We start from the raw sequence: 24,832 nt of genomic DNA on the forward strand, positions 1-24,832 counted from the left end.
GAATGTTACGTAGAGGCGAACAGTTTAAGCTATTCAAAAACCTCTACTTCGCCATCGTGCAGGGCCCAAACCATGTACGGGTGTGTATCGGCATGATAAATATCGCCTGTGCTGCTAATTCCTATCACCCCTGCAAAGCCGTCGTATGGTTTCATTTCGTCAAGGGTTTTATCTGTCGCAGCAAAAAGCGGCATACCGTCGGTAACACGGGTAACAATTTTTGTAGCCACGCTGCCGCTTACAATGTCTTCGCCCACACCAGTGCAGGATATTCCAGCAAACGCATTGGCGTAGTTGCCGGCGGTAGTTGCGGAGTCACTCACGCGGCCGGGCATCTCAAACCCTTTACCACCGGTAGAGGTTGCGGCGGCAATATCGCCATATATGTCCAGTGCTACAGCGCCAACAGTGCCCAGGCGGATGGAGTCACTAAGTTTTTTCTCATATTCCTTCCTGCGCTGAGGCGTTTCGGGGTTGTAATAGTCAAACCCGTTCTCGCGGGCGAAATCGCATGCGCCTTTACCGCTAAGCACACGGTCTTCGTAGCCCATCAGCTTTTCGGCAATGCAAATAGGGTTGCGTACATCCTCAATATTTATCACCCCCGAAAACTTTTGTGTCTTTCCGTCCATTAGCGAAGCGCTCAGGCGTATTTTGCCGTCGCTTTGTATCTGCGAACCGGTGCCGGCATTAAACAGATCGCAATCTTCCAGCAGGTGTACGGTGTAAACTACGGTTTGTGCCGCTGTATGTGTTTCCAGGTACTTGTGCCCAAGCTCTACAATTTCGCGCAAGGCATCCTGCTTGGCTTTTTTTACTTCCTGGTTGGTTTGGCTTTCGCTGAAGAAGCCGCCGTGTATGATGAGTTTCATTGCAGGTCGTTATTATCAGGCGCAGTTATAAACTCGCCTTCCTCTACTTTAATTGCCTTTTTTATGAGCAGGCGATGTTGCATCAGGTCGTACTTATCAAATATGGACATTACATGCACCTTCAGGTTCTCAATGGAAACCGGCGCACCTATCTCTACATCATAAATGTTAGTCTCTACCATATTCGTGCCATCAACCAGCATAATCAATCCGCTGCCAATGGCCTCCATCATGCTGCCTTCGGTAATCAGCAAACCGGCATCCTCTCCAAGGCCAATACCTAATATCCCCGGATTGGTGGCTACTGCATAAAGCAACCGGCCTATACGGCCGCGCTGCACAAAGTGCGTATCAACAATAACGGAATCAATAAAGCCCAGGCCTGCTGTTATCTGCACTTCGCCTTTTATCAGGGCTTCATTGCTCTGCCCGCGATAGATCATATGGGTAGATGCCGCGGCAGCGCCTGCGGAAGTCCCGGCTATAACAAAGTTTTCTTCGTTATAGCGCCGTTTTACTATCTGCAGGAACTGGGTGCCGCCAAATATTGCAGTTAGGCGCAGCTGATCGCCGCCGCTGAACATCACCACATCTGCGCGGCTGATGCGGTCTAAATACTCAGGACTTGAGGCGTCTTCCCTGCTTTTAATGTGCAGCACATCTACGTGCTTTACGTTAAGCTGGTTGAAGGCTTTTATGTACTCGTTACCTACTAAGTTTGGGATCTGCGAGGCAGTGGTGATCACCTCTACTATAGAGGCCTCCTGCTTTGCCGACTCATTGATAATGCGGCGAAGTATGCCTTTTTCGAAAAATTTGATGTATTGCGGCTGCATTATATGTTCCAGCACGCTCACGTTACTGCCCATATCCACAGCGCCGCCAATTATAACCAGTTTTCCTTTAGGGCTCATATAGCTTAAGTATCGTTCAATACAAATTAAAATAAAAAACGGTAAAAACCACTGATTTAAATGATAATAATGCAGTTTTTAGGCCGAAACATTTTATCTGCTTTAGAAGTTTTCTAGCTTTAGGACGTATTACCCCCCTAACTACATACACGATTTTACCCACCTATGAAAATAGAGAACATACAAGTACTGCGCGGCCCTAACATCTGGAGCATTTCCCGGAAGAAATTAATTCAAATGCGGCTTGACCTTCAGGAGCTGGAGCACAGGCCTACAAACGAAATTGATGGCTTTTACGAGCGCCTTAAAGCGCTGCTTCCCTCTCTGTACCAGCACCGCTGTTCGCCCGGCGTTCCGGGCGGCTTTTTTGAGCGTGTAATTGCCGGCACCTGGATGGGTCACGTTATAGAACATATAGCCCTGGAAATACAAACACTGGCAGGTATGGACACCGGGTTTGGCCGTACACGCGAAACCAAAACGCCCGGCGTATACAATGTAGTGTTTGCTTATGTAGAGGAGAAGGTGGGCGTATTTGCCGCCGGTTCTGCAGTACGCATAGCAGAAGCCCTTATAATTGGCGAAGAGTATGACCTGGAAAAAGATATACAGGAAATGCGCGAGATACGCGAGAACACCCGCCTGGGACCAAGCACCGGCGCTATCGTTGAAGAAGCTATTGCCCGCAACATACCCTGGATAAGATTGAACAACCAGAGCCTGGTGCAACTGGGTTACGGCAAAAACCAGGTACGTTTCCGAGCTACCATGACCGAGAAGACCAGTAGCATAGCCGTTGATATTGCCAGCAATAAAGACGAAACCAAACGGCTGCTGCAAGAGCAGGCCATTCCCGTTGCTAAAGGTATGACCATTAGCAAAGTGGAGCAGGTGGTAGAAGCAATAAATAAAATTGGTTTCCCGCTGGTGTTTAAGCCGTTGGACGGCAATCATGGCCGCGGCATCAGCATAAATATAAAAACTACCGAAGAGGCCATTGCGGCATACGAACACGCGGCCCGTATATCCCGTCGCGTTATTGTAGAACGTTTTATTACCGGTTACGACTTCCGTGTGCTGGTCATCGATAATAAAATGGTTGCTGCTGCCCTGCGCGACCCAGCCCACGTAAAAGGCGACGGTACCCATACCATACAGGAACTGATTGATATAGAGAACACCGACCCTCGTCGTGGCTACGGGCATGAGAATGTGCTCACGCTGATAGATGTAGACCGCGACACACTTGACCTGTTAGATAAAAAGGGGTATACCCTGGACACCGTACCTGCAGCAGGAGAGAAAGTGTTTGTAAAGTCGACCGCCAACCTAAGCACCGGCGGCACATCTGTCGATGTTACGGATCACGTGCATCCGCAGAATGTTTTCATTTGTGAACGTATCTCTAAAATTATAGGTTTAGATATTTGCGGCATAGACATAATGGCCGAAAACCTGACCGAGCCGCTAACCGAGAACGGAGGTGTAATATTAGAAGTGAACGCTGCACCCGGCTTCAGGATGCACATAGCACCAAGCGAAGGCTTGCCCCGCAACGTAGCCGGGCATGTTATAGACATGCTTTACCCTCCGGGTGCGCCGTCGCGCATACCTATTATTGCTATCACAGGCACAAACGGCAAAACAACCACTACGCGCCTTATAGCGCATATTGTAAAAAATAACGGACACCGGGTGGGCTACACCACGTCAGACGGTATTTATGTGCAAAATACCATGATGATGAAGGGCGATACAACAGGCCCGGTGAGCACCGAATTTATATTGAAAGATCCAACAGTAGACTTTGCTGTACTGGAGACAGCCCGTGGCGGTATCCTGCGGTCCGGACTGGGTTTCAGCAGTTGCGATATAGGTGTTATCACTAATATACAGGAAGACCACCTTGGCCTTGCGGACATACACAACCTGGACGACCTTACCCGGGTAAAAAGTGTGGTACTTAACTCCGTAAAGAAAGATGGCTGGGGGGTGCTGAATGCCGATAACGAGTACTGCGTACGTGCAGGTAAAAGGGCTGATTGTAACATTGCTTACTTCAGCCGAAATGAAAACAACCCCGTTATACAGGCACACTGTAAAAAAGGCGGCATAGCGTGCGTGTGCGAGAACGGCTTTATTACCATCCTTAAAGGCGACTGGAAGATCCGGGTACAACGTACCAGTCTTATCCCGCTAACATTTGGCGGAACGGTACCGTTCATGATAGACAACGCCATGGCTGCAACACTGGCTACCTTCCTGTGGGGCTTCAAAACAGAAGATATCAAGATTGCGCTGGAAACGTTTATCCCATCTGCTGCGCAAACGCCTGGAAGGATGAACATCTTTAACTTCCGCGACTTCCGTTTCATGATAGACTTTGCTCATAACCCCGACGGATACATTGGCATACGGGAGTTTTTACGCCATGTAGACTCTCCTTATAAAATTGGCTTGATTGCAGGTACCGGCGACCGCAGGGATGATGACATACGCGAACTTGGCCGCCTGGCTGCTACCATGTTCGACCACATACTGCTGCGCCAGGAAAACCATATGCGCGGCCGCACACGGGAGAACATACTGGACCTGATGATAGAAGGCATTAAAGAAGTAAAAGCGGATATGTCTTACGAGATCATACGAGGTAATAATGAAGACGCTGTACAGGCAGCTATCGATCGTGCCAGGCCGGGTGCTTTTATAACCACATTAAGCGACGCGGTAGATAACGCTATTGAAATAGTACAAAACTTCCAGGAGAAGGACAGGGATGGCAACCCATTGCTGTAAGTGGCATTTATGAATATACCTTATTAAAGCTCCTTTACAGGAGCTTTTTTATTTTCAGCTGCTTTACGGCTACGCGGAACGGAGAGATAATAATGCCATAACAGCATACTGGCTACTGTGCGGTATGGCTTCCACGGTTCAGCAATCAGCAGCAGTTCTTCCTTCGTTGTTTCCTTTGGTAGCGCCTTAAGCTGTTTAATTGCGTTCACAATAGCAAGGTCGCCCAGGGGCAGTATATCCGTATGCTGCAATACAAACATCAGGTAAACGTCAACAGTCCAGTTGCCGATGCCCTTTAACGCGCACAATTGTGTACGTATGGCTTCATCTTCCATCTGCTCAAATGCTTTTAGGTCAATTTGCCCGCTGATGATTGCTTCCGCTAAATAGCGTATGTAAGCGGTTTTTTGCCTGCTGCAATAACATTCGCGCATTTCTGTATCGGTTAGCAGCAGCACCTGCGCCGGGGTTATTTCCTGTATCCGCTCGCGCAGTTTATTAAGGGCAGAAAGCGCTGATGCCAATGACACCTGCTGCTCCAGGATAATATGCACAAGCGTTTCGAAGGTGTTTGCTCGGCTCCACATCGGCGGATAACCGTACTTGTTTATCACCGAAGCAAAGTCGGCGTCAGCAAGGGCAAGCTGATCGCAGATGGAGTAATAATTATCTTTGTTAAACTGCAGAGGCATAAGTCGGTTAATCAATATTACTAATTTTCTTAGGATATCGCGTTTCCATTTATCATTTTTACTTCATGAACAACCTGCCGCCATTAGCCGAACGCATGCGACCAAAATCGCTGGACGATTATGTGGGTCAAAAACACCTGGTAGGTAAAGGCGCCGTACTGCGTAAAGCTATTGAAAGCGGCTCGCTGCCTTCTATGATATTTTGGGGACCACCGGGAGTAGGCAAAACCACGTTAGCCTATATCATTTCTCAATCGCTTTATCGTCCGTTCTTTTCTTTAAGCGCCATCAATTCCGGGGTTAAAGATGTGCGTGAGGTAATTGAAAAAGCGTCGGTGTTAAGGGAGCAGGGCGAAGTGTTACCCATATTGTTTATTGATGAGATTCACCGCTTCTCCAAATCGCAGCAGGACTCGCTGCTGGGAGCGGTGGAGCGTGGCATAGTTACCCTTATTGGCGCTACTACCGAAAACCCGTCATTCGAGGTGATCTCCGCATTATTGTCGCGATGCCAGGTATACATCTTAAAGCATCTGGAAGAGCAGGACTTGCTGGATCTGCTGACAAAGGCTGCTTTGGAAGATGAGGTTTTAAAGCAAAGGAAGATCAACATCAAAGAGCATGAAGCACTGTTGCGGTTAAGCGGCGGTGATGCCAGAAAGCTGCTTAATATATTTGAGCTGCTGGTGAACTCGTTTGATAAGAAGAGCATCACGCTCACCAACGACGTGGTACTGGACCATGTGCAGCAGAACATGGCCCTTTATGACAAAACTGGCGAGCAGCATTACGACATCATATCCGCTTTCATTAAGTCAATGCGCGGCAGCGACCCAAATGGGGCCGTATACTGGCTGGCGCGAATGATAGCGGGCGGGGAGGACCCTATTTTTATAGCCCGCCGTATGCTTATACTCGCATCGGAAGATATAGGTAACGCCAACCCGAACGCCTTACTACTGGCCCAAAGCTGCTTTAACGCCGTACAGGTAATTGGCATGCCCGAGTCGCAGCTTATTCTCTCCCAAACCGTTATTTATCTGGCAACGTCCGCTAAAAGTAATTCGGCTACCACGGCTATAGGGACAGCCATGTCGCTGGTCAAGCAAACAGGAGACCTGCCCGTTCCGCTGCACTTACGCAATGCACCAACAAAACTAATGAAGAACATAGGCTATGGTAAAAATTACCAGTACGCCCACAACTTTGAAGGAAACTTTGTAAACCAGGACTTTTTGCCGGAAGCTATCCGCGGAACTAAAATTTATGAACCCGGTAACAACGGACGGGAAAATGAGTCAAAAGAACGTTTAAAGAAACTTTGGGGCGACCGTTATAAGTATTAGCCGACTCTCTATTCTAAATTCTTTCCTTCTGCTTCTTTTAAATTGTTATCTTCCGTAGCATTTGAAATCCTCAATATGATATCTACCTTTTTCAGTCACGAACTAAAGTCCTTCTGGCGTTCTTCAAATACCGGCAAAACCATTGCTGTTAAAGTGATAATGGGTATCCTTATACTCATCCTGCTGCTTTATGTAGTGGTTTTTGGCATCTTCTTGGACATGATCCTCGGTAAGATGTTCCCTAAAGAAAACCTCACAGTGGTTTTTTGCGGCATTATACTGGTGTACTTTCTGTTCGAATTGCTCATGCGGCTGCAACTGCAGGAGCTGCCTACACTTAAAGTGCAGCCCTATCTGCATCTTCCTGTGAAACGAAATACGGTAGTGGGCTATCTTGCGCTTACCGCATTGCTGTCATTTTTCAACCTTTGGCCAATCATCATTTTCACGCCGTTTATACTTAAGGTTATTTTGCCTGCGCATGGCGCCGGAGCGGCTTTGGCGTTTATCCTTTCGGTGATAGCACTATCGGTATTTAACAACTACCTGGCCATGTACATTAAGCGTAAGGCTAACCTAAATGGCTGGGTGTTCCTGATAGCGGGTGCAGTACTTACCCTGATAACCTGCGGCGATTACGTATGGCATTTGTATTCGCTAAAGGCGGCATCTTACCTATTTTTTGGCAACCTGCTTACCAGGCCTTACCTGGTGTTAATACCTGTTTTGCTTGCTGCGGTAATGTATTACGTGAACTTTGTATACCTCAAAGGCAATCTTTACCTGGAAGAACTCGGCTCCCGCAAAGCTTCAGCTTACAAAAGCAGCACTGAGATACCTTTGCTTAGCCGATATGGCCGCGCAGGTGACCTTGCTGCTAATGAGATAAAACTGATACTCCGCAACAAGCGCTCCCGTTCCGCGCTTACTATGGGGCTCTTTTTTATGTTCTACGGATTAATATTTTATACGCAGGCTATTTATGGTGAAAGTATAAAGGTGTTTGTAGGGATGTTCATGACGGGTATCTTCATAATCAACTATGGCCAGTTTATGTTTAGCTGGCAAGCATCGCATTTTGATGGTTTGCTGGTGAGCAAGATCAGTTTTACAGATTTCCTAAAGGGTAAGTACCTGTTATTCACAATTGTTTCTACAGTGGCTTTCCTGTTAACTGTACCCTATGTATACTTTGGATGGCGGGTGGTTATGATACATTTTATTATGTACCTGTGGAACCTTGGCGTTAACACCACCATTGTGTTATTCTTCGCCAATCGCAACTATAAACGTATCGACTTGTCTAAAGGCGCCTCCTTTAACTGGGAGGGCGTTGGCGCTACACAGCTGCTGTTGTCGCTGCCGCTAATGTTACTGCCCTATTTAGTTTACCTGCCGTTCAAATTTCTAGGTCAGCCCAACATAGGTTTTGCCGCGCTGGCGTTAACGGGTATTGTTTTTATCGCCACCCGCAACTTCTGGATCAAAAAACTGGAAGCTGATTTTTATACCAAACGATTTAAAATAGCCGAAGGCTTTAGAAAGCAATAAGATGATAGAGATTAAAAACTTAAAAAAGGTTTATGCAGGCGTTACCGTTGTGAACGTTCCGCACCTGGAAATTAAAAGCGGAGAAAGCATAGGGCTGGTAGGTAACAACGGCGCGGGCAAAACAACGCTGTTCCGTATGATACTGGACCTTATACGCCCGGAAAGCGGAGAGGTGCTATCAAACGGTAAAAATGTATCGGGTGCCGAGGAGTGGAAAAACTATACGGCATCTTACCTGGATGAGGGCTTTCTAATTGATTACCTTACACCCGAAGAGTACCTGTATTTCATTGGGGGCCTGCACGGAAGGAATAAACCACAGGTAGACGAGTATTTAGCCTCTCTAACGGAATTCTTTAACGGCGAGATCCTGAAAAAAGGCAAGTACATCCGCGACCTGAGCAAGGGTAACCAGTGCAAAGTTGGGGTTGGTGCCTGCTTACTGCAAAGGCCGCAGTTGTTAATGCTGGATGAGCCCTTTGCCAACATTGATCCCAGCACGCAATTCAGGCTAAAGAACATCCTGAAAACGGAAAACAAAAACCTGGGTGTTACCACTATTGTATCCAGCCATGACCTTAACCATGTTACCGATGTATGTGAACGTATTTTGCTGATGGAAAAGGGCGTAATCATAAAAGATATTGCTACCAGCTCGTCCACCCTATCAGAGCTTGAAGAATACTTCGGTGTCGGGCAGACAACCTCTACCAACACGGGCATTGACAACGAGGAGAACCACTAAGGCAGAACTATGTATTTGATAAGAGAAGCGACCGTTAACGACGTAGAGGGTATCATTAAAATAGCAGAACAAACCTGGTGGCCCACTTATGAACCGCTGCTGGGCAAAGAACAGGTATCATACATGCTTAATGAGCTTTATTCATACGGCAAGATTTACAGCCAGGTAAACAGCGGGGCACAAACATTTCTTTTGCTTACCGAAGAGGATGAGCCGGTTGCCTTTGCTGCATACTCTCCAAGAGAAGAAAACCCTGACGTATATAAACTGCACAAGCTTTATTGCCTGCCCTCGACACAAGGAAAAGGTTACGGTAAAATACTAATAGATACCGTAGCTGAAAAGACCAGGGAAGCCGGCAAGAACACACTGGAACTAAATGTGAACCGGTACAATAAGGCCAAAAGCTTTTATGAAAAGATGGGCTTTGAAATAGCTTATGAGGAAGACATCCCGATAGGTGACTACTGGATGAACGATTACGTAATGCGAAAGGCCTTATAGGTAAGCTATTAATTACCGGAGCTTTTGCTCTTATCTCCGTCTGCTATTTGCTTTATCAGCGATCCCCATGCCAGTGGGTTAAGCAATGGGTTGGTGATGGAGTGAGAGTTTACAATGTTGGTGTGCATCTGCTGGGCGTTTGCAGATTGTATCTCCTGCCCATCACGGGCAAGCGTATTCGAAATAGCTGCTATAGATGCCCTGCTTACGTTCTTACGCGCTATCTCCAGATCGTCATCGGCAATTTTTGCCGTTACAAAGTCTTTCCTGAACTCATCTGTAGTTGCCCAAGGGAAAACGTGGAAGGTTGGCAGGTTGGTTATTTGCGGCTTAAGATGAATTTGTGCCGTATAGCTTTTGTTCACGTTTGCCGGGATAACAACGGTTGTAGGAGCGTAGCCTACAGCGGTAAAGCTGATGGTATCCTGCTCATGGGCTACAAAGGAGAAATAGCCATTGTAACTGGCTACGGTTACTGCATTGTGGTAGCTCTTGTTGGTTACGCTTACATAAGGCACCACGGTTTTCAAGCTATCTGCATTGTAAATGATTCCGGTAAACTGCACCAGAGGCTTCTCTTTTTGGGCAAATGCCGAAAAGGAGATCAGTAGGAACAATATGCCAATTAGTTTTCTCATTACTGCGTACCTATATTACGAAGCCTTTAATCAAATGTTTTATAGGGGCTTGCAAAAATATGCTATTCAACAAAAAAGGGGTAGTATTTAACAATTATTAACACTAGCGCAAGTTCTCAGGGAGTACTGCATTAGGGTCATCTATATCCGTTAGGTTTATCGCCTCAATGGCAGTAATTTCCGGTACTGCTTTCTTTATTGCTTGTTCTATCCCGGCCTTAAGCGTCATGATGCTCATCGGGCACGATCCGCAAGAGCCAAGCAGCCTAAGCTTAACCACGTTTTCAGGGGTTATTTCTTCAATAGATACGTTACCGCCATCTGCCTCCAAATATGGGCGTATGGTGTCTAACGCTGCTTCCACCTGATCATTTAAACTCATTCTCTGTATTTTATTAAAAGTAAAGTTATTAATTATTTATAACATTCACGGTATTTGCTCTTTGTGCGTTGCAAATAGAAACCTGTTGCGCTACCCTGCGGGCCATCTCCATAAAAGCTACGGGCACGGCGCCATCTTCTTCCAGTACAATAGGCTTACCGGCATCGCCGCTATCGCTTATGCCTTTAATTAACGGTATCTCTCCAAGGAAAGGCACTTCAAGCGTCTGCGCAAGCCTCTGGCCGCCACCCTGCCCAAAAATGTAATACTTGTTGTCAGGTAACTCTGCAGGAGTAAAGTAGCTCATGTTCTCCACTATGCCCATTATCGGTACGTTAATAGCCTCCATCATGAACATCCCAACACCCTTTTTGGCATCGGCAAGCGCCACGTTTTGCGGCGTAGTTACTATCACCGCACCGGTAATAGGGAAGTTCTGCGTAACGGTTATGTGTATATCTCCTGTTCCCGGCGGCAGGTCAATCACCAGGTAGTCCAGTTCGCCCCAGTCGGCATCGTTAAACAACTGTTTTACCGCGGTTGACACCATTGGCCCGCGCCATGGTACGGGTTGGTTAGGATCGGTAAAAAAGCCTATCGAAAGCAGCTTAATTCCATATTTTTCAATGGGCTCAATGCGTGTTTTGCCATTTACCTGGCTGGCCATTGGCCGCGCACCTTCCAATCCAAACATAATCGGGATGGACGGGCCATAAATATCGGCATCAATTAAACCTACTTTGGCACCTGTTTTTGCCAGCGCCAGGGCCAGGTTAACAGACACTGTAGACTTACCAACGCCACCCTTACCGGATGCAACAGCTATAATATTCTTAACGCCAGGCACACCGGTGTTGCGCTGCGAGGTTACGCGGGAGGTCATTTTAACGTTCACCTCGATTTCCGGGCTGATGAAATGCTTTATAGCATTGCGGCAGGCGTTTTCTATTAGAGCCTTCAGAGGGCATGCAGGTGTTGTGAGTATTACCGAAAAGCTTAGCTTGTTTCCGTCTATGGCAATATCCTGTATCATGTTCAGGGTCACCAGATCCTTTTTCAGATCGGGTTCCTCTACGTTGCTAAGGGCTTGTAAAACTTGTTGTTGAGTAATAATCATATTTATTTGCGGGCAAAAATATAAAAACAGGTGGTGGGGAACGTTTGTTAAAAAAACAATTTGCAGTGATCAATCGTTGCACCGCTGCATATTTAAGTTAGTTTTGACGTAAATTTTCCGAATGCGCCGTATCAATCCAAAGTATCTCCGTATCGCTGGTGTAGTAGTAGCTGTGTTAGTGGTTATATTACTTATTGGCGGTTATGCTGCTTACTCTAAACGTGAAGTACTACTGCAGAAAGCTATTTACAAAGCTAAAGCTAAAGCAAAAAAGGATTATAATTTAGATGTAAAGATTGGCTCGGCCCGTTTCACCGGGTTAGCTACCGTGGCCTTCAGCGATATTTCTATAGTTCCCTATCAGCGTGATAGCCTGTTGTCTATTAAGCGCTTTGATGTAAGCGTAAAGTTGTTCCCGCTTATATTTGGTACAGTTAAGTTGAGCGATGTAGTGTTGCAGGACGGCCACTTAAACCTCACCAACATTAACGGGGTTAAAAACTTCGATTTCCTGTTCCGCAAGAAGAAAGATTCTACACAAACGCATAACAAAGTTGACCTGGCCGAATTGTCAGACAACCTTATTAATCAGGTGCTCTACAAAATACCCGAGAACCTTGTGCTAAACAACCTGCTGTTAACCATGCAGGACGACTCTACTAAATTAAAGCTACTGGCTACCGCTGCAAAGATTGACGATGGGCAGCTTACCTCTACTATCAAGTTAAATGATAATGAAGCCACCTGGCACTTAGCTGGCAAAATGCACGCGTCTGACAAGGACATAGATGTACGCATGTATGCCGACGGAAAAAAGGTAGAACTGCCGATTATAGAGAAGAAGTTTAAGCTCAAACTAAACTTTGATACGCTGACCACCAAACTCACCAAAGTAAAGAACAGCGATGGCGAAACAAAGATTTACAGCTCGTTAGGAGTAAAAAACTTGTTGATCAATCACCCGGCGCTGTCGCTGAACGATATTGTTATCCCTAATGGAGCTATAGATGCTAACATATTTGTGGGGTCTAACTATGTATCACTCGATAGCTCTTCTGTTATTCACCTGAAAAAGATTACAGCTAATCCGTACATCAAATACACCCTCAATCCGGTAAAGATCTACGAACTAAAAATGCATACCGGCTGGCTCAACGCGCAGGACATTTTTGATTCTTTCCCCACCGGAATGTTCGAATCTTTGGAAGGCATGAAGGTTGCCGGCAGACTGAGTTATAACCTTAATTTCTTCATGAACTCCGCTCATATTGATGATCTGGTGTTTGATTCACGGCTGGATAAAGATAATTTCCGTATTGTTCAATTTGGGAAAACAGACTTTAATAAGTTGAACAAAACCTTTGTATATACGCCATACGAGTACGGTAAACCTATGTCGCCACATACCATCGGGCCTGAAAACCCCGAGTTTACCCGGCTGGAAGATATATCGCCAAACCTGCGTAACGCAGTTATGACTGCTGAGGACCCATCCTTTTACCGCAACCGGGGTTTTGTGGAGGAATCCATCCGCAAGTCCATCGTAACGGATATTAAAACCAAAAAATTCTCGAGGGGCGGCAGTACCATCTCTATGCAGCTGATCAAGAACTCTTTCCTGGTACGTAATAAAACTTTGTCCCGAAAGATAGAGGAGATACTGATTGTGTGGATAATTGAGAATACGCGCCTGATGAGCAAGAACCGTATGCTGGAGGTTTACTTTAATATAATAGAGTGGGGCCGCAACATTTACGGTATTGGCGAGGCTTCTAAATACTACTTCGGCAAGTCTCCATCTGAGCTCACGCTGGGCGAAAGTATTTTCCTCGCTAGTATTGTACCTAACCCGAAAGCAGGGTTGTACCACTTTATGCCTGATGGTACGCTCCGCCCGGGGCTTCATGGATACTTTAACCTTATAGGCCGTTTAATGGCCAGTAAAGGACTTACAGAGCGCGACAGCAATGCATATGGCTTTTATAACGTTCGGCTTCGTGAGGGCTTAAGAAGAGGCATTGCACCTGCAGATACGGCAATAGCAGATAGCCTGCTTGCCCAGCCACAAAATGATGAAGGTGCGAATGTTGGTGTAGGCGTACAGGCTGCACCGGAAGAAGAAAAGCGCCCTAGTTTTATACAGCGTTTATTTGGAAAGAAGGATACCTCTGCTGCTGCAAAGGCCGAAGAAAAGATCAAAGAAACCAACGAGATGATTAAGGCCCGCTTAAAACAGGATATAGAAAACCTAAAGGCGGAGTATAAAGAGAAGATAGACAACGTAGATACTGCCGGCAAGTCGAAAAAGGAAATACGACAGGAAAAGCGACGGCTGAAGCAGGAACAAAAAGACAAAGAGAACATGATTAAGGACCGCATGCCTTAACGTTTGTCATGCCAGTATATAAATGTCCATCGGTTCAGTCGTGATTGCTAACCAATGACATGGTTACGTGTTTTAACATTTAATTTTGAATGAATTAAATAAAACACCATGTCTTTAGTTGATAAATTACAATGGCGCTACGCCACTAAAAAATACGACCCTACCAAAAAGCTTTCTGCCGCACAGCTGGAAGAACTGCTGGATGCTGTTCAGCTTAGCCCATCCTCAATAGGCCTACAGCATTACAAAATTCTGGTTATAGAAAATCCGGAGATTAGAGCCAAACTGCGCGAAGCGGGCAATAATCAATCACAAATTACAGATGCATCGCAGTTGTTTGTATTTGCAGCAATCACCAACTTAAATGAAGAATATGCTAAGGAGCACATTAACCTGGTTGCAAAAACACGTAAGGTAAACCGGGACACGTTGGCGGGTTTTGAGAATATGATAACAGGGGCTATTAAATCCCAATCTGCAGACCAACTGTTGGTATGGGCACAAAAACAGGCCTACATAGCGTTAGGCGTATTAATTACCGCGGCTGCCGATTTGGGTGTAGACTCGACTCCAATGGAAGGATTTAACGCTGCCAAGTTTGATGAGATACTTGGTTTAGCCGAGAAAGGATTAACATCAACCGTAATCGCGGCTGTTGGGTTCCGTGCCGAAGATGATGCTTATAGTAAGCTTACGAAAGTGCGTAAGCCTAAGAACGAGCTGTTCATCCACATATAAACAGTTTTCGGGTATTTGGCTATTAAGCCTATCTTTGCCGCCAAATGTCAGATAAAAAAGTAAGAGTTCGTTTTGCGCCAAGCCCTACCGGCGGTTTACACCTGGGTGGGGTTCGCACCGTATTATTTAACTACCTTTTTGCGAAAAAAAATGGTGGCGATTTTGTGTTGCGTATTGAAGATACCGACCAAACCCGCTATGTTGAAGGCGCAGAAAAGTACATTGCCGACTGTTTGCAATGGTGCGGCCTTATTCCGGATGAAAGCCCTGCCATTGGCGGCAGCTTTGCACCATATCGCCAAAGTGAACGCAAACCCATCTATCGCGAATATGCAGAGCGCCTGGTATCGCAGGGACATGCCTACTATGCTTTTGACACTCCGGAGGAACTTGATGCAAAACGCAAAGAGTTTCCTAATTTCCAATATGGCCATCAGCACCGTGGCAGCATGCGTAATTCGTTAAGCTTGCCGCTGCAGGACGTGGAGACGCTGTTGCACAATGGCACACCTCATGTCATCCGCATTAAGGTACCAGAAAGCGAAACCGTTACCTTTACTGATATGATACGCGGCGATGTTAGTTTTGAAACATCGCTGGTTGATGATAAAGTGTTGCTTAAAGCAGATGGTATGCCCACCTACCACTTAGCCGTTGTGGTAGACGACTACCTGATGAAGATTTCTCACGCTTTCAGAGGCGAGGAGTGGCTGCCATCGGCACCTGTACACCTGTTGCTGTGGGAGTACCTCGGCTGGAAGGCTGATATGCCGCAATGGGCACACCTGCCATTGATTTTAAAGCCGGACGGACATGGCAAACTCAGCAAGCGTGACGGGGCCCGCCTTGGTTTCCCGGTATATGCGATGAGCTGGACCGACCCAAAAACAGGTGAACTTACACCCGGCTTTCGCGAGTTAGGTTTTCTGCCGGAGGCATTTTTAAACATGCTGGCTATGCTGGGCTGGAACGATGGCACAGAGCAGGAGATATTCACGCTGGATGAACTTATAGAAAAGTTCTCTATAGAACGGGTTAGTAAAGCCGGCGCTAAGTTCGATTTTGAAAAAGCCAAATGGTATAATGCCGAATGGATAAAACGCCAGGATGCAGAATCGCTGAAACTAAAGGTAGCTGAAGTATTAAAGGCAAATGGTGTTATTGTTAACAATGAAGCGTACCTGCTTAAAATAATTGACCTGATAAAGGATAGATGTGTGGTTCTTGCAGATTTTGGACCGCAGGCATCATACTTTTTCCAGGCACCGGCCAGCTACGATGTCAACTCCGTTAAGCCTAAATGGACGGATGCAAAAACGGCATTTTTTAACGAGTTAAAAGAAACGTTAAGCTACTCATCGTTTGAACCGGCTGACCTTGAAACACGCTTTAAAGCGCTTACAGAAGCCAAGGGGTTCAAGATTGGCGACGTAATGCTACCGTTCCGTATTATGCTGGTAGGTGGCAAGTTTGGGCCTCATGTGTTTGATATCGCCGCCCTGCTTGGCGAAAGTGAAACCCTAAGGAGAATTGATAAAGCGCTGGAAGTATTTACCGCTACTGAATAGCGCTATAAAATACATAAAGCAAAACGCCCCGGATATCCGGGGCGTTTTGCTTTAGATTCGGCTATTAGCGCCCTTTTTTGGCATCAGGGAACTTCATGCGGTAATCCACATCTACCGCACCCTTAGATATATCAGTAAGTTTCTTTTCTATCAGGCGGCGGCGTAACGGGCTTAGCTTATCGGTAAACAGCTTACCCTCAATATGATCGTACTCATGCTGTATAATTCGCGCGGCCATACCTTTGAAGGTTTCTTCATGGTGTTTCCAGTTCTCATCATAGTATGAAATACGGATAACCGGCTTGCGCATCACGTCTTCCCTAATATCGGGTATACTCAGGCAGCCCTCGTTAAACGGCCACTCTTCACCGGTTTCCTCCAGGATAGTGGCATTGATAAAAACCTTTTTGAAGTCCTTCAATTCAGGCTCATCGTCGTCAAACGGGGTGGCATCTACTACAAATAAACGCATGCTCATGCCCACCTGCGGCGCAGCCAGCCCAACTCCTTTTGCACCATACATGGTCTCGAACATGTTGGTAACCAATTCTTTAATATGTGGATATTCCTCCGGCTCAATAGCTGGGGCTTTGCGCCTCAAAACCGGGTCGCCGTATGCGATGATAGGATATTTCATTTTACAAAAATAGGGGATTTATCTTTCAGGCTCAAATAATAAGGTTATCATACCGTCATTATCAAAAATCTCGTTGCTAATTTCCAGTACATTATCTGCAGAAACCGCATTTATTTTGGCGAATATTTCCTCTAAAGAATCTATCCTGTTAAAGTCAAGCAAACTTTTAGCCACTGATATGATCAGGCTCATCCGGTTCTCCTCGGCAAGGGCTATCTGGCCGATAAATTTTTCTTTAGCTTGTTTTAATTGCAACGTACCAAGCTTTGTGTCGCGTAGCTTTTTAAGTTCTTTGTGAACCAGCTTCAGTGCCTTGTCAGCCTTTTCGGCATCGGTACCGAAGTAGATAGAAAAGAGGCCCGTATCTGTTAATGCCGTGTAGTTGGACTCGATGGTATATGCTATGCCATGCTTCTCGCGGATCTCCATGTTCAGGCGGTTGCTCATCCCCATTCCTCCAAGCACATTGTTAAGTAGTAGCAACCCGTATTTATCTTTATGTGATGATGGGTAAGCACGGGTGCCCAGCACACAGTGCGTTTGAGAAATGGTCTTCTGTACCCGGTAGTCGCCCCTGCCAATAGCATGCGGGGCAATCCTGTTTTTACTGCTATTATTTTCGGGTATATCGCCGAAGTACCGCTCGCAAAGCTTAATCAGCTTCTTCATTTCATAATCGCCGTAAACGGCGAAGATCATTTGGTGCGTATTATAATTTGCCTTGATGAACGTATCAATATCATACCGGGTAAACGCATCTACAGACTCTACCGTTCCAAGGATATTATTACCAAGCGGGTGTTTGGGGAACAGGTAACCCTCAAAGTCGTCCTGTATGGCTTCTTCCGGCTGATCCAGGTAAGAGGCAATTTCATCCTGCACTACGCCACGCTCTTTCTCTAACTCGTCTTGAGGGAACGTGGAGTTGAACACAATATCCTGGAACAGATCCACCGCCCGTTCCAGATGCTGTTTCAAAAGAGATGCATGTATACAGGTATACTCCTTGGTGGTATATGCATTAAGGTCTGCGCCTACCAGCTCAAGGTGGTTAAGTATTTGTACCGTGCTGCGTTTTGTGGTCTCTTTAAAAAGCATGTGCTCTATAAAGTGCGCTATCCCTTCTTTCGCCGGTTGCTCATCGCGGGAGCCTGCATTATAAATAAAGCAGCAGTGTGTGATTGGAGAAGCATAAGGTTTAAGTAATATACGGATGCCGTTTGGCAGGGTATGGATATAATGATCTGTCATTGAGGTGCAAAGATAACTTTATAACACGCGTTAAGTTTGTGCCAAATCGCCGATTAATTATGCATTTGGTTTATGGTGATAATTTTATCGCTTTTATAAACGTTTTTACATTATTTTAGTACAATGAAACTGCAAATAGCCGACCTAGAATTTGAACCGCTGATACCTTACGAGCAGATACAACAACGTGTGGCAGAGCTTGCACAGCACATTAATACCGATTTTGAGGGGAAGACGCCTATCTTCGTGGGTATCCTTAACGGCAGTTTCATGTTCGCGTCTGACCTGGTAAAAGAGGTTACCGTTCCCTGCGAGGTTACCTTTACCAAGCTGGCCTCGTACTTTGGCGGATTATCACAAACGCGTACCATCCGCGACGACTTTGACCTGCATGTTACCATCGAAGGGAAAGATGTTATCTTGGTGGAAGACATTGTAGACACCGGTAACACGCTGAAATACTTGATAGAAAAGTTGTTGGTTCGTAATCCGGCATCTATCACCGTGTGTTCTCTTCTTTTTAAACCCGATAGCGTTATCCACAGCATTGAAGAGCTTAAGTACGTTGCTTTTCAGATCCCTAACGTGTTTGTTGTTGGTTACGGGCTTGATTACCAGGAATTGGGCAGAAATTTAAGGGGCATTTACAAGAAGATAGACTAAGCACCGGTACCTAAAGCCGTCATTAGCGCGTAAATGCCTTTAAATCAAGGAGTTGCTACACCAGAGGTGTTGTGAAATCTTGTGCGATTTTTTTTGCAGATGATGAAATCTGTTTTACATTTACCACGCAATCGCGTACCGGTGATACCTTCCCCGAAGTCCAAAAATCCTCCCGGAATCTATAGGCAGGCGGTTCATTAACTAAACAAAAAATATCATGTATTTACTTATTGCAGCAGCTATTGTGCTTGCTCTGGTGTTCATCAGTGCGCATATAGCACAGGAGTATCAACGCGCTATTGTGTTCCGTTTAGGGCGTTATCACAGGACGGCAGGCCCTGGGCTTTATTTTATTCTACCGTTTATAGACAGGCAGATAACGGTAGATATCCGTACACGAACTGTTGACCTGGAACAACAGGAAACCATTACTAAAGACAGTGTTACTATTAAAGTTAACGCGGTGCTTTGGTTTAAAGTGCTGAACCCGGAAAGCGCAATCATAAAAGTGGCCAACTACAACCAGGCGGTGTACCAGTTTGCCGTAACCGCCTTACGGAATATTATTGGCCAGCACCTGCTGGACGAGGTATTGCGCGAACGCGAAGAGATAAATGCAACCATGCAAAAGATAGTTGATGCAGCTACCGAGCCCTGGGGCATTAAGATAGTTATGGTGGAGATGAAGGATGTAGAGATCCCCGAATCGATGCAGCGAGCCATGGCGCGGGAAGCTGAAGCCATCCGTGAAAAGAGGGCGCGTATTATCAAGGCCGAGGCTGAACTGGAAGCGTCTATAAAGCTTACGCAAGGCGCCAAGCAAATGGAAGGCAGCCCAATTGCGCTGGAACTACGCCGGATGCAGATGCTTTCTGAAATAGGTATAGACAACAACACAACCACCATTGTGCTGGTACCGTCGGACTTTACCAATGCGGCTAAAAGCTTTACCGAGATGGTTGCCAAGCAATCGCCACAACAATAATTGTAAGTAGTTGACCAGGGCTTGGCTGATTTAGAGCCAGGCCCTGGTTTTTAAACCGCAGCAATTACAATGCTAAAAGCTTTTGTATCTCCGCAACTAGTAATTTGTCGCCCGGACGCCTGGCATTGCCGTCAGCAACTTTTCCCTGCTTGTTTATCAGCACATAACGTGGAATTCCGCTGATCTGGAATTTTTCTGATAAGGCGCTAAACTGATTGTTGCTTAGCAGTACGTTTTCTCCCTTTATGTCCAGAGTCTTTATCATAGCTTTCCATTCAGCTTCTTTAGATTGTACACCCAGGTACAAAAACACGACGTCTTTACCCGCGAACTTAGCTCTTAGCACTTTGGAGTAAGGCATCTCCGCACGACATGGACTGCACCATGTTCCCCAAAAATCTATGTATATTACCTTGTTGCGGTATTTGGCAGTCAGGTTGTTTAGCACACTATCTCCCTCGCTGATTGCTTTTTTAAAAGAGCTTGCAGCCAATGGCTCTGCTATGTGCGCTGCCTGTCGGTAAGCCGCCAACACTTTATTCTTGAAATAGGTATCAGTTACATTTTTTTCAAGAACACCGAGGTTTTGCTTTACGGCTTCCAGTTCCTTATCATGTATCAGCTTGTAGAATGCGTTGCAAAGCAGCACATCTTTAGAAAAGCTAAATGGCTGCCTGGCGAATAAAGCAATCGCACTACTTGCCGGATATTGCTTGCCAAGCTCCTTAGCGGCAAGATACAGGCGGTATTCGGCTATATATTCATTGAAATTAGATGTAAGCGCTTGTGACGGATCATTCACTGGGAACTGATCAACAAACTTATAATAACTGTCAGGCACTTTAAAGGAATTATCTTTGATCTGCGCATACCTTGGGTGCAGCCAGGGGTACCGCATCAGGTTTGATGCAAGCCGATACTTAAGGTCTGCCTTGGCCCAATTTACAAAAGTTGGCGAAAGCGCGTGTGCGCTTATGTAATTAGCTAAAAATGCACTATCCGCTTTAAACTGCGTAACTACATAGCTTTTATATGCATCAGGGTTTGAGCTATCACGCACGGCAAAGTTGTTTTTTAGTGCGCGGGCATTGGGTTCCGCACCGTAAATACGGATACTCTCTTTATCAAACGCGGCCCCGTAGGCCAGCAGATCGTAATTGGTTTGTGAATTGCTGCCTTTAAAGGAAAGCGTTTGCTCCGGGTCACCGGCATTAAACAACAGTTGCATATGATCGCCCGGACTAACAATAATGGTGGAGAGCTTGTCATTATACTCCATGTAAATGTCCTGGGTGCCTGTCTTTAGGAAAGCCGTTTTAAATGTACCATCGTTGTTTATCTTAACACGGAGTGTAAGCTCGTCGCCCAAAACAATGTCGTTGATGTAAAAAAGCACTGCATTTGCAGAATCTTTATACTTTTCAAAGTAATTTACCTTACCGCTTATGTAAACAGAATCGGTACGTAATGCAGATTGTGGAAATGCCTGTAGCGACAGCAGTATTGCTGCGGATAGGAGTAGGGCCCTCATGCCCTAAATATAGCAAATTGCTTGTTTAAAGCCGTACAGAGCAGTTTTTAAACATTAACCACTGTTAGCTCTTCCATGATTTCTATGGCTTCATCTATGCCCTGTACGTTATCTACACTCAGGCGAAGGGTATTCTTCACTTCCTTCAAGTTGGTGCGCCTTGGGTTACGTTGAACAAAATTAAGCACTTCCCGGAAAGCTTCTGTTTCGAAATAAGCAGACTGCTGATTGCTGATAAAATATCCGCGTAAAACATTCTTCTTCAGCGTCACTTTTTCAAAGCCGATAGCCTTACCCAGCCACTGCAGGCGCATAGAGTTAAGCAGGTTGTTTACCTGTGCAGGCACAGGCCCAAACCGGTCATGCAGCTGCTGTTTAAAAGCCTCCAACTCGGTTTCGTTCTCTAATTTGCTCAGGTCGGTGTACAGGTTATAACGCTCGGCTATGCTGGTCACGTACTCGTCTGGTATCAGCAGTTCCTGGTCGGTATCTATCTGGGTAAAAGAAATAAAAGGTTTCGGTTTTTCTTCAGGGAATACGCCTTTAAATTCATCTTCCTTAAGCTCCTGGATGGCCTCATCAAGTATTTTGTGATACATATCAAAGCCAATCTCTGCAATAAAGCCGCTTTGCTCGGCACCCAATAGGTTTCCGCTGCCGCGAATGTCAAGATCGCGCATAGCCACGTTAAAGCCGCTGCCCAAATCGCTAAACTCCTCGATGGCGCTTAGTCGCTTCCGAGCCTCATTGGTAAGGGTTGATAACGGCGGGCTCAGTAAATAACAATATGCCTTTTTATTGCTTCGGCCAACACGCCCACGCATCTGGTGCAAATCGCTCAAACCGAACATATGGGCATGGTTGATAATGATGGTGTTTGCATTAGGGATGTCCAACCCGGCTTCAATAATTGTAGTGGCAACAAGTACATCATACTCGTGATTTACAAACTTCAGCATCACGTCTTCAAGCGCGTCGCCTTCTAACTGTCCGTGCGCAATACCTACGCGTGCTTTGGGCACCAGCTTGTGTATCATGCCACCCAGCTGCGGCAGGTCGGCCACACGGTTATGGATGAAGAACACCTGCCCGTCGCGCTCTATTTCATGCTCTACAGCTTCTTTTATCAGCTTATCGTTAAACACATGCAGCTCAGTAGATACGGGCTGCCTATTGGGCGGCGGTGTAGAAATAATAGAAAGGTCGCGCGCACCCATCAACGAAAAGTGCAGCGTACGGGGGATGGGCGTGGCAGTCAGCGTAAGCGTATCCACATTAGCCCGCATTTGTTTAAGCTTCTCTTTTGTAGATACGCCAAACTTCTGCTCCTCATCAATTATCATAAGGCCAAGATCCTTAAACTTCACATCCTTGCTTACCAGGCGGTGTGTACCAATTATAATATCCACCTTTCCTTCTTTAAGGTTGGCAAGCGTGTCTTTTACCTGCTTTGTACTTTTAAACCGGTTCACATAGTCAATGTTAACCGGAAAACCTTTAAGCCTGTCGCTAAAGGTTTTGTAATGCTGTGCGGCCAATATGGTGGTAGGCACCAAAACAGCCACCTGCTTGCTATCGGCAACGGCCTTAAATGCTGCCCTTACCGCTACCTCTGTTTTACCAAAGCCCACGTCCCCGCAAATAAGACGATCCATGGGATGTGGCGATTCCATGTCCTTTTTGAAATCGGCAGTCGCTTTTTCCTGATCCGGCGTATCCTCATAAAGGAAGGATGCCTCTAGCTCGGTTTGCAGATAGCTATCGGGAGAAAAAGCATTACCGTCCTGCGCTTTGCGCAAGGCGTAAAGCTTGATCAGGTCGCGGGCTATGTCCTTAACTTTTTTTTTTGTGGTTTTCTTAAGCCGTTCCCAGGTATCGGTACCCAGCTTGTTCATGCGTGGCTCGTGACCTTCTTTGCCGCTGTACTTGCTTATGCGGTTAAGCGAGTTTATGTTTACATACAGCAGGTCATTATCGGCATAAATCAGGCGGATCATCTCCTGCGTTTTACCGTTTACATCAACCTTTTCCAGGCCAGCATATTTACCAATGCCATGGTCAATGTGGGTAATGTAGTCGCCGGGTTTCAGCTCACGTAATTCTTTAAGCGTAATAGCCTGCGAACGCTGGTAACCTTTACGTAGTTTGTACTTATAGTACCGATCAAATATCTGGTGGTCGGTGTAGCAGGCAAGTTTTTGTTCCCTGTCTATAAAACCTTCACGAATGGAGATACTTATCGGAGTAAACTTAGCAGTCTTATCCAGATCCTCCAATATGGCGTACAGGCGTTCTACCTGGCGTGCGCTATCCGTTAGGATGTAATTCTCTATCTTCTCAGCTTCGTTGTTCTTAAAATTGTGTATCAGCAGGCTAAAGTCCTTGTTAAAGGATGGCTGCGGGCGCATGTCAAAAGATATCTGCGCGGCGTCATGGTAAAAGAACTGTTTGCCAAACTCTACCAGCGGGAAATCATGCAGTTGATCGGCTATAAGCTTTTCATCTGTAAAGCTGAACTTAGGGTCTATCCAATCCGGGTTCTGGTTCTTTTCTTCCGATGAAAGAGCTTTCCACAGCTGGGTTGCTTTTTTATGGCCGGTTTGGATAATGTCCAGCGTAAACTGTACATCTTTTATCCATACCTGCGTGCCGGCATCCACATATTCCAATAAAGAAATGTTATTTTCGGTCAAGAACTTTGATTGCACATTGGGCACAATTGTAATGTTCTTTACCTGCTCTACAGACAGCTGGCTTTCTATCTCGAAAGTGCGAATAGATTCTATGAAGTCGCCAAAAAATTCAATCCGGTATGGCAACTCATGCGAAAAGGAAAATATATCTACAATACCGCCGCGCACCGAAAACTGGCCGGGCTCGTATACAAAGTCTACTCTTTCAAAGTCGTACTCTACTAAAAATTCGGCAATAAAGTCGATGTTGAGCTTTGAGTTAACCGCTATTTCCAGTGTGTTCTTCTCCAGCGACGCGCGGTCAATCACTTTTTCGGCCAATGCTTCCGGGTAGGTAACTATAAGCTGGCCGTATTCTGTCGAGTGATTAAGCTCGTTTAACACCTCGGCACGGGCCAGTACGTTGCTATTATCCGGCTGGGTAAACTCAAAAGGTTTGCGATAGGATGATGGGAAGAGAAGGACGTCCTTACCTGTAATATTCTCCAGGTCGCTTTGAAAATACGCTGCCTCTTCGCGCTCGGGCAGTACAAAAACAATATGCTTATGCTGCAAAAAGTACAAAGCTGCCGCCATAGCCGCATCTCCCGACCCGACCAGCCCACGTAGATGTACCCTTGGATTTTTGCCGGCATTAAGCGCCTGCGCCAATGCCTTTATCCGTTCGTCAGCCTTATACCTATCTAATATTTCCCTGATGTTCAAAACTGTGCAAATATAAGTAAATGTGTGCTTTCGGGCGTCAGCCGTTTAATTATCAGAAATTATAGCAAACAATTTAAGCTATTGTTTACTTTTTAATGATATTCAGCAAGATGCTTGA

At 45.9% G+C, this 24,832-nt stretch carries 20 protein-coding genes; 10 read left to right on the forward strand and 10 right to left on the reverse strand.

What is annotated here, in order from left to right:
• Window positions 1–29: 29 nt before the first annotated feature.
• On the reverse strand, window positions 30–872 hold the full coding sequence (locus tag DYU05_RS11050; protein ID WP_117383110.1) for an isoaspartyl peptidase/L-asparaginase: 843 nt from the start codon (window positions 870–872) through the stop codon (window positions 30–32).
• Window positions 869–1,786, reverse strand: a complete 918-nt coding sequence (locus tag DYU05_RS11055) for a cyanophycinase (protein WP_117383111.1) — start codon at window positions 1,784–1,786, stop codon at window positions 869–871. The genes DYU05_RS11050 and DYU05_RS11055 overlap by 4 nt, the downstream gene beginning before the upstream one ends.
• Window positions 1,787–1,951: 165 nt before the next feature.
• Here DYU05_RS11055 and cphA point away from each other — a divergent pair, with 165 nt between their 5' ends.
• Entirely contained in the window at window positions 1,952–4,582 is a 2,631-nt protein-coding gene (gene cphA / locus DYU05_RS11060) for a cyanophycin synthetase (protein ID WP_117383112.1), read from the forward strand.
• Window positions 4,583–4,605: 23 nt separating this feature from the next.
• Here the strand turns inward: cphA and DYU05_RS11065 are convergent, their stop codons facing one another.
• On the reverse strand, window positions 4,606–5,274 hold the full coding sequence (locus DYU05_RS11065; protein ID WP_117383113.1) for a DNA-3-methyladenine glycosylase family protein: 669 nt from the start codon (window positions 5,272–5,274) through the stop codon (window positions 4,606–4,608).
• A gap of 65 nt (window positions 5,275–5,339) precedes the next feature.
• Between DYU05_RS11065 and DYU05_RS11070 the strand changes: the two genes are divergently transcribed.
• The 4 genes from DYU05_RS11070 to DYU05_RS11085 all read left to right on the forward strand — a co-directional run bounded on the left by DYU05_RS11070 (window position 5,340) and on the right by DYU05_RS11085 (window position 9,420).
• Window positions 5,340–6,620 (forward strand): replication-associated recombination protein A, encoded by a 1,281-nt coding sequence (locus DYU05_RS11070; RefSeq protein ID WP_117383114.1) that lies wholly within the window; start codon window positions 5,340–5,342, stop codon window positions 6,618–6,620.
• 75 nt (window positions 6,621–6,695) lie between these two features.
• A complete protein-coding gene (locus DYU05_RS11075) occupies window positions 6,696–8,171 on the forward strand; it encodes a DUF5687 family protein (RefSeq protein ID WP_117383115.1) in 1,476 nt (491 codons plus the stop codon).
• 1 nt (window position 8,172) lies between these two features.
• Window positions 8,173–8,916: an ABC transporter ATP-binding protein gene (locus DYU05_RS11080; protein WP_117383116.1), complete on the forward strand. Its 744-nt coding sequence runs from the start codon at window positions 8,173–8,175 to the stop codon at window positions 8,914–8,916.
• Between the two features lie 9 nt (window positions 8,917–8,925).
• The gene (locus tag DYU05_RS11085; protein ID WP_117383117.1) at window positions 8,926–9,420 is read left to right on the forward strand and encodes a GNAT family N-acetyltransferase; all 495 of its coding nucleotides are present in this window, start codon (window positions 8,926–8,928) and stop codon (window positions 9,418–9,420) included.
• A gap of 8 nt (window positions 9,421–9,428) precedes the next feature.
• On the opposite strand, the gene DYU05_RS11090 is transcribed toward DYU05_RS11085, so the two are convergent.
• The 3 genes from DYU05_RS11090 to DYU05_RS11100 all read right to left on the reverse strand — a co-directional run bounded on the left by DYU05_RS11090 (window position 9,429) and on the right by DYU05_RS11100 (window position 11,554).
• Window positions 9,429–10,058, reverse strand: a complete 630-nt coding sequence (locus tag DYU05_RS11090; protein ID WP_117383118.1) for a hypothetical protein — start codon at window positions 10,056–10,058, stop codon at window positions 9,429–9,431.
• Window positions 10,059–10,161: 103 nt separating this feature from the next.
• Window positions 10,162–10,440: a NifU family protein gene (locus DYU05_RS11095; protein ID WP_117383119.1), complete on the reverse strand. Its 279-nt coding sequence runs from the start codon at window positions 10,438–10,440 to the stop codon at window positions 10,162–10,164.
• A gap of 28 nt (window positions 10,441–10,468) precedes the next feature.
• Window positions 10,469–11,554: an Mrp/NBP35 family ATP-binding protein gene (locus tag DYU05_RS11100; protein ID WP_117383975.1), complete on the reverse strand. Its 1,086-nt coding sequence runs from the start codon at window positions 11,552–11,554 to the stop codon at window positions 10,469–10,471.
• Window positions 11,555–11,678: 124 nt separating this feature from the next.
• On the opposite strand from DYU05_RS11100, the gene DYU05_RS11105 reads away from it, so the two are divergent.
• From DYU05_RS11105 to gltX, 3 genes are all read left to right on the forward strand, one after another.
• Window positions 11,679–13,943, forward strand: a complete 2,265-nt coding sequence (locus DYU05_RS11105) for a transglycosylase domain-containing protein (protein ID WP_117383120.1) — start codon at window positions 11,679–11,681, stop codon at window positions 13,941–13,943.
• Window positions 13,944–14,051: 108 nt separating this feature from the next.
• The gene (locus tag DYU05_RS11110) at window positions 14,052–14,681 is read left to right on the forward strand and encodes an NAD(P)H-dependent oxidoreductase (protein ID WP_117383121.1); all 630 of its coding nucleotides are present in this window, start codon (window positions 14,052–14,054) and stop codon (window positions 14,679–14,681) included.
• Window positions 14,682–14,725: 44 nt separating this feature from the next.
• Window positions 14,726–16,249: a glutamate--tRNA ligase gene (gene gltX, locus DYU05_RS11115; protein WP_117383122.1), complete on the forward strand. Its 1,524-nt coding sequence runs from the start codon at window positions 14,726–14,728 to the stop codon at window positions 16,247–16,249.
• Window positions 16,250–16,313: 64 nt separating this feature from the next.
• Here the strand turns inward: gltX and def are convergent, their stop codons facing one another.
• Complete coding sequence (gene def, locus DYU05_RS11120; protein WP_117383123.1) at window positions 16,314–16,886, reverse strand: peptide deformylase; 573 nt, start codon at window positions 16,884–16,886, stop codon at window positions 16,314–16,316.
• An 18-nt stretch (window positions 16,887–16,904) separates the two neighbouring features.
• Window positions 16,905–18,137, reverse strand: a complete 1,233-nt coding sequence (locus DYU05_RS11125; RefSeq protein ID WP_117383124.1) for a M16 family metallopeptidase — start codon at window positions 18,135–18,137, stop codon at window positions 16,905–16,907.
• 123 nt (window positions 18,138–18,260) lie between these two features.
• Here DYU05_RS11125 and hpt point away from each other — a divergent pair, with 123 nt between their 5' ends.
• Together hpt and DYU05_RS11135 are read left to right on the forward strand one after the other, a co-directional pair.
• Window positions 18,261–18,800, forward strand: coding sequence for a hypoxanthine phosphoribosyltransferase (gene hpt, locus DYU05_RS11130; RefSeq protein ID WP_117383125.1), 540 nt, complete (start codon window positions 18,261–18,263; stop codon window positions 18,798–18,800).
• 217 nt (window positions 18,801–19,017) lie between these two features.
• A complete protein-coding gene (locus tag DYU05_RS11135; RefSeq protein WP_117383126.1) occupies window positions 19,018–19,785 on the forward strand; it encodes a slipin family protein in 768 nt (255 codons plus the stop codon).
• A gap of 64 nt (window positions 19,786–19,849) precedes the next feature.
• Here DYU05_RS11135 and DYU05_RS11140 read toward each other — a convergent pair whose 3' ends face one another.
• Both DYU05_RS11140 and mfd read right to left on the reverse strand, forming a co-directional pair.
• Entirely contained in the window at window positions 19,850–21,316 is a 1,467-nt protein-coding gene (locus DYU05_RS11140) for a TlpA family protein disulfide reductase (protein ID WP_117383127.1), read from the reverse strand.
• 47 nt (window positions 21,317–21,363) lie between these two features.
• Window positions 21,364–24,714, reverse strand: a complete 3,351-nt coding sequence (gene mfd / locus DYU05_RS11145; protein WP_117383128.1) for a transcription-repair coupling factor — start codon at window positions 24,712–24,714, stop codon at window positions 21,364–21,366.
• Window positions 24,715–24,832 lie beyond the last annotated feature (118 nt).

The organism is Mucilaginibacter terrenus (assembly GCF_003432065.1).
In the GTDB taxonomy this organism is placed as follows: Bacteria; Bacteroidota; Bacteroidia; order Sphingobacteriales; family Sphingobacteriaceae; genus Mucilaginibacter; species Mucilaginibacter terrenus.

Coding starts and splice junctions, on each gene's coding strand:
- gltX (WP_117383122.1), top strand. CDS start 14,726: ATGTCAGATAAAAAAGTAAGAGTTCGTTTTGCGCCAAGCCCTACCGGC.
- DYU05_RS11065 (WP_117383113.1), bottom strand. CDS start 5,274: ATGCCTCTGCAGTTTAACAAAGATAATTATTACTCCATCTGCGATCAG.
- def (WP_117383123.1), bottom strand. CDS start 16,886: ATGAAATATCCTATCATCGCATACGGCGACCCGGTTTTGAGGCGCAAA.
- DYU05_RS11080 (WP_117383116.1), top strand. CDS start 8,173: ATGATAGAGATTAAAAACTTAAAAAAGGTTTATGCAGGCGTTACCGTT.
- cphA (WP_117383112.1), top strand. CDS start 1,952: ATGAAAATAGAGAACATACAAGTACTGCGCGGCCCTAACATCTGGAGC.
- DYU05_RS11125 (WP_117383124.1), bottom strand. CDS start 18,137: ATGACAGATCATTATATCCATACCCTGCCAAACGGCATCCGTATATTA.
- DYU05_RS11070 (WP_117383114.1), top strand. CDS start 5,340: ATGAACAACCTGCCGCCATTAGCCGAACGCATGCGACCAAAATCGCTG.
- DYU05_RS11135 (WP_117383126.1), top strand. CDS start 19,018: ATGTATTTACTTATTGCAGCAGCTATTGTGCTTGCTCTGGTGTTCATC.
- DYU05_RS11085 (WP_117383117.1), top strand. CDS start 8,926: ATGTATTTGATAAGAGAAGCGACCGTTAACGACGTAGAGGGTATCATT.
- DYU05_RS11090 (WP_117383118.1), bottom strand. CDS start 10,058: ATGAGAAAACTAATTGGCATATTGTTCCTACTGATCTCCTTTTCGGCA.
- DYU05_RS11105 (WP_117383120.1), top strand. CDS start 11,679: ATGCGCCGTATCAATCCAAAGTATCTCCGTATCGCTGGTGTAGTAGTA.
- hpt (WP_117383125.1), top strand. CDS start 18,261: ATGAAACTGCAAATAGCCGACCTAGAATTTGAACCGCTGATACCTTAC.
- DYU05_RS11110 (WP_117383121.1), top strand. CDS start 14,052: ATGTCTTTAGTTGATAAATTACAATGGCGCTACGCCACTAAAAAATAC.
- DYU05_RS11095 (WP_117383119.1), bottom strand. CDS start 10,440: ATGAGTTTAAATGATCAGGTGGAAGCAGCGTTAGACACCATACGCCCA.
- DYU05_RS11075 (WP_117383115.1), top strand. CDS start 6,696: ATGATATCTACCTTTTTCAGTCACGAACTAAAGTCCTTCTGGCGTTCT.
- DYU05_RS11050 (WP_117383110.1), bottom strand. CDS start 872: ATGAAACTCATCATACACGGCGGCTTCTTCAGCGAAAGCCAAACCAAC.
- DYU05_RS11140 (WP_117383127.1), bottom strand. CDS start 21,316: ATGAGGGCCCTACTCCTATCCGCAGCAATACTGCTGTCGCTACAGGCA.
- DYU05_RS11055 (WP_117383111.1), bottom strand. CDS start 1,786: ATGAGCCCTAAAGGAAAACTGGTTATAATTGGCGGCGCTGTGGATATG.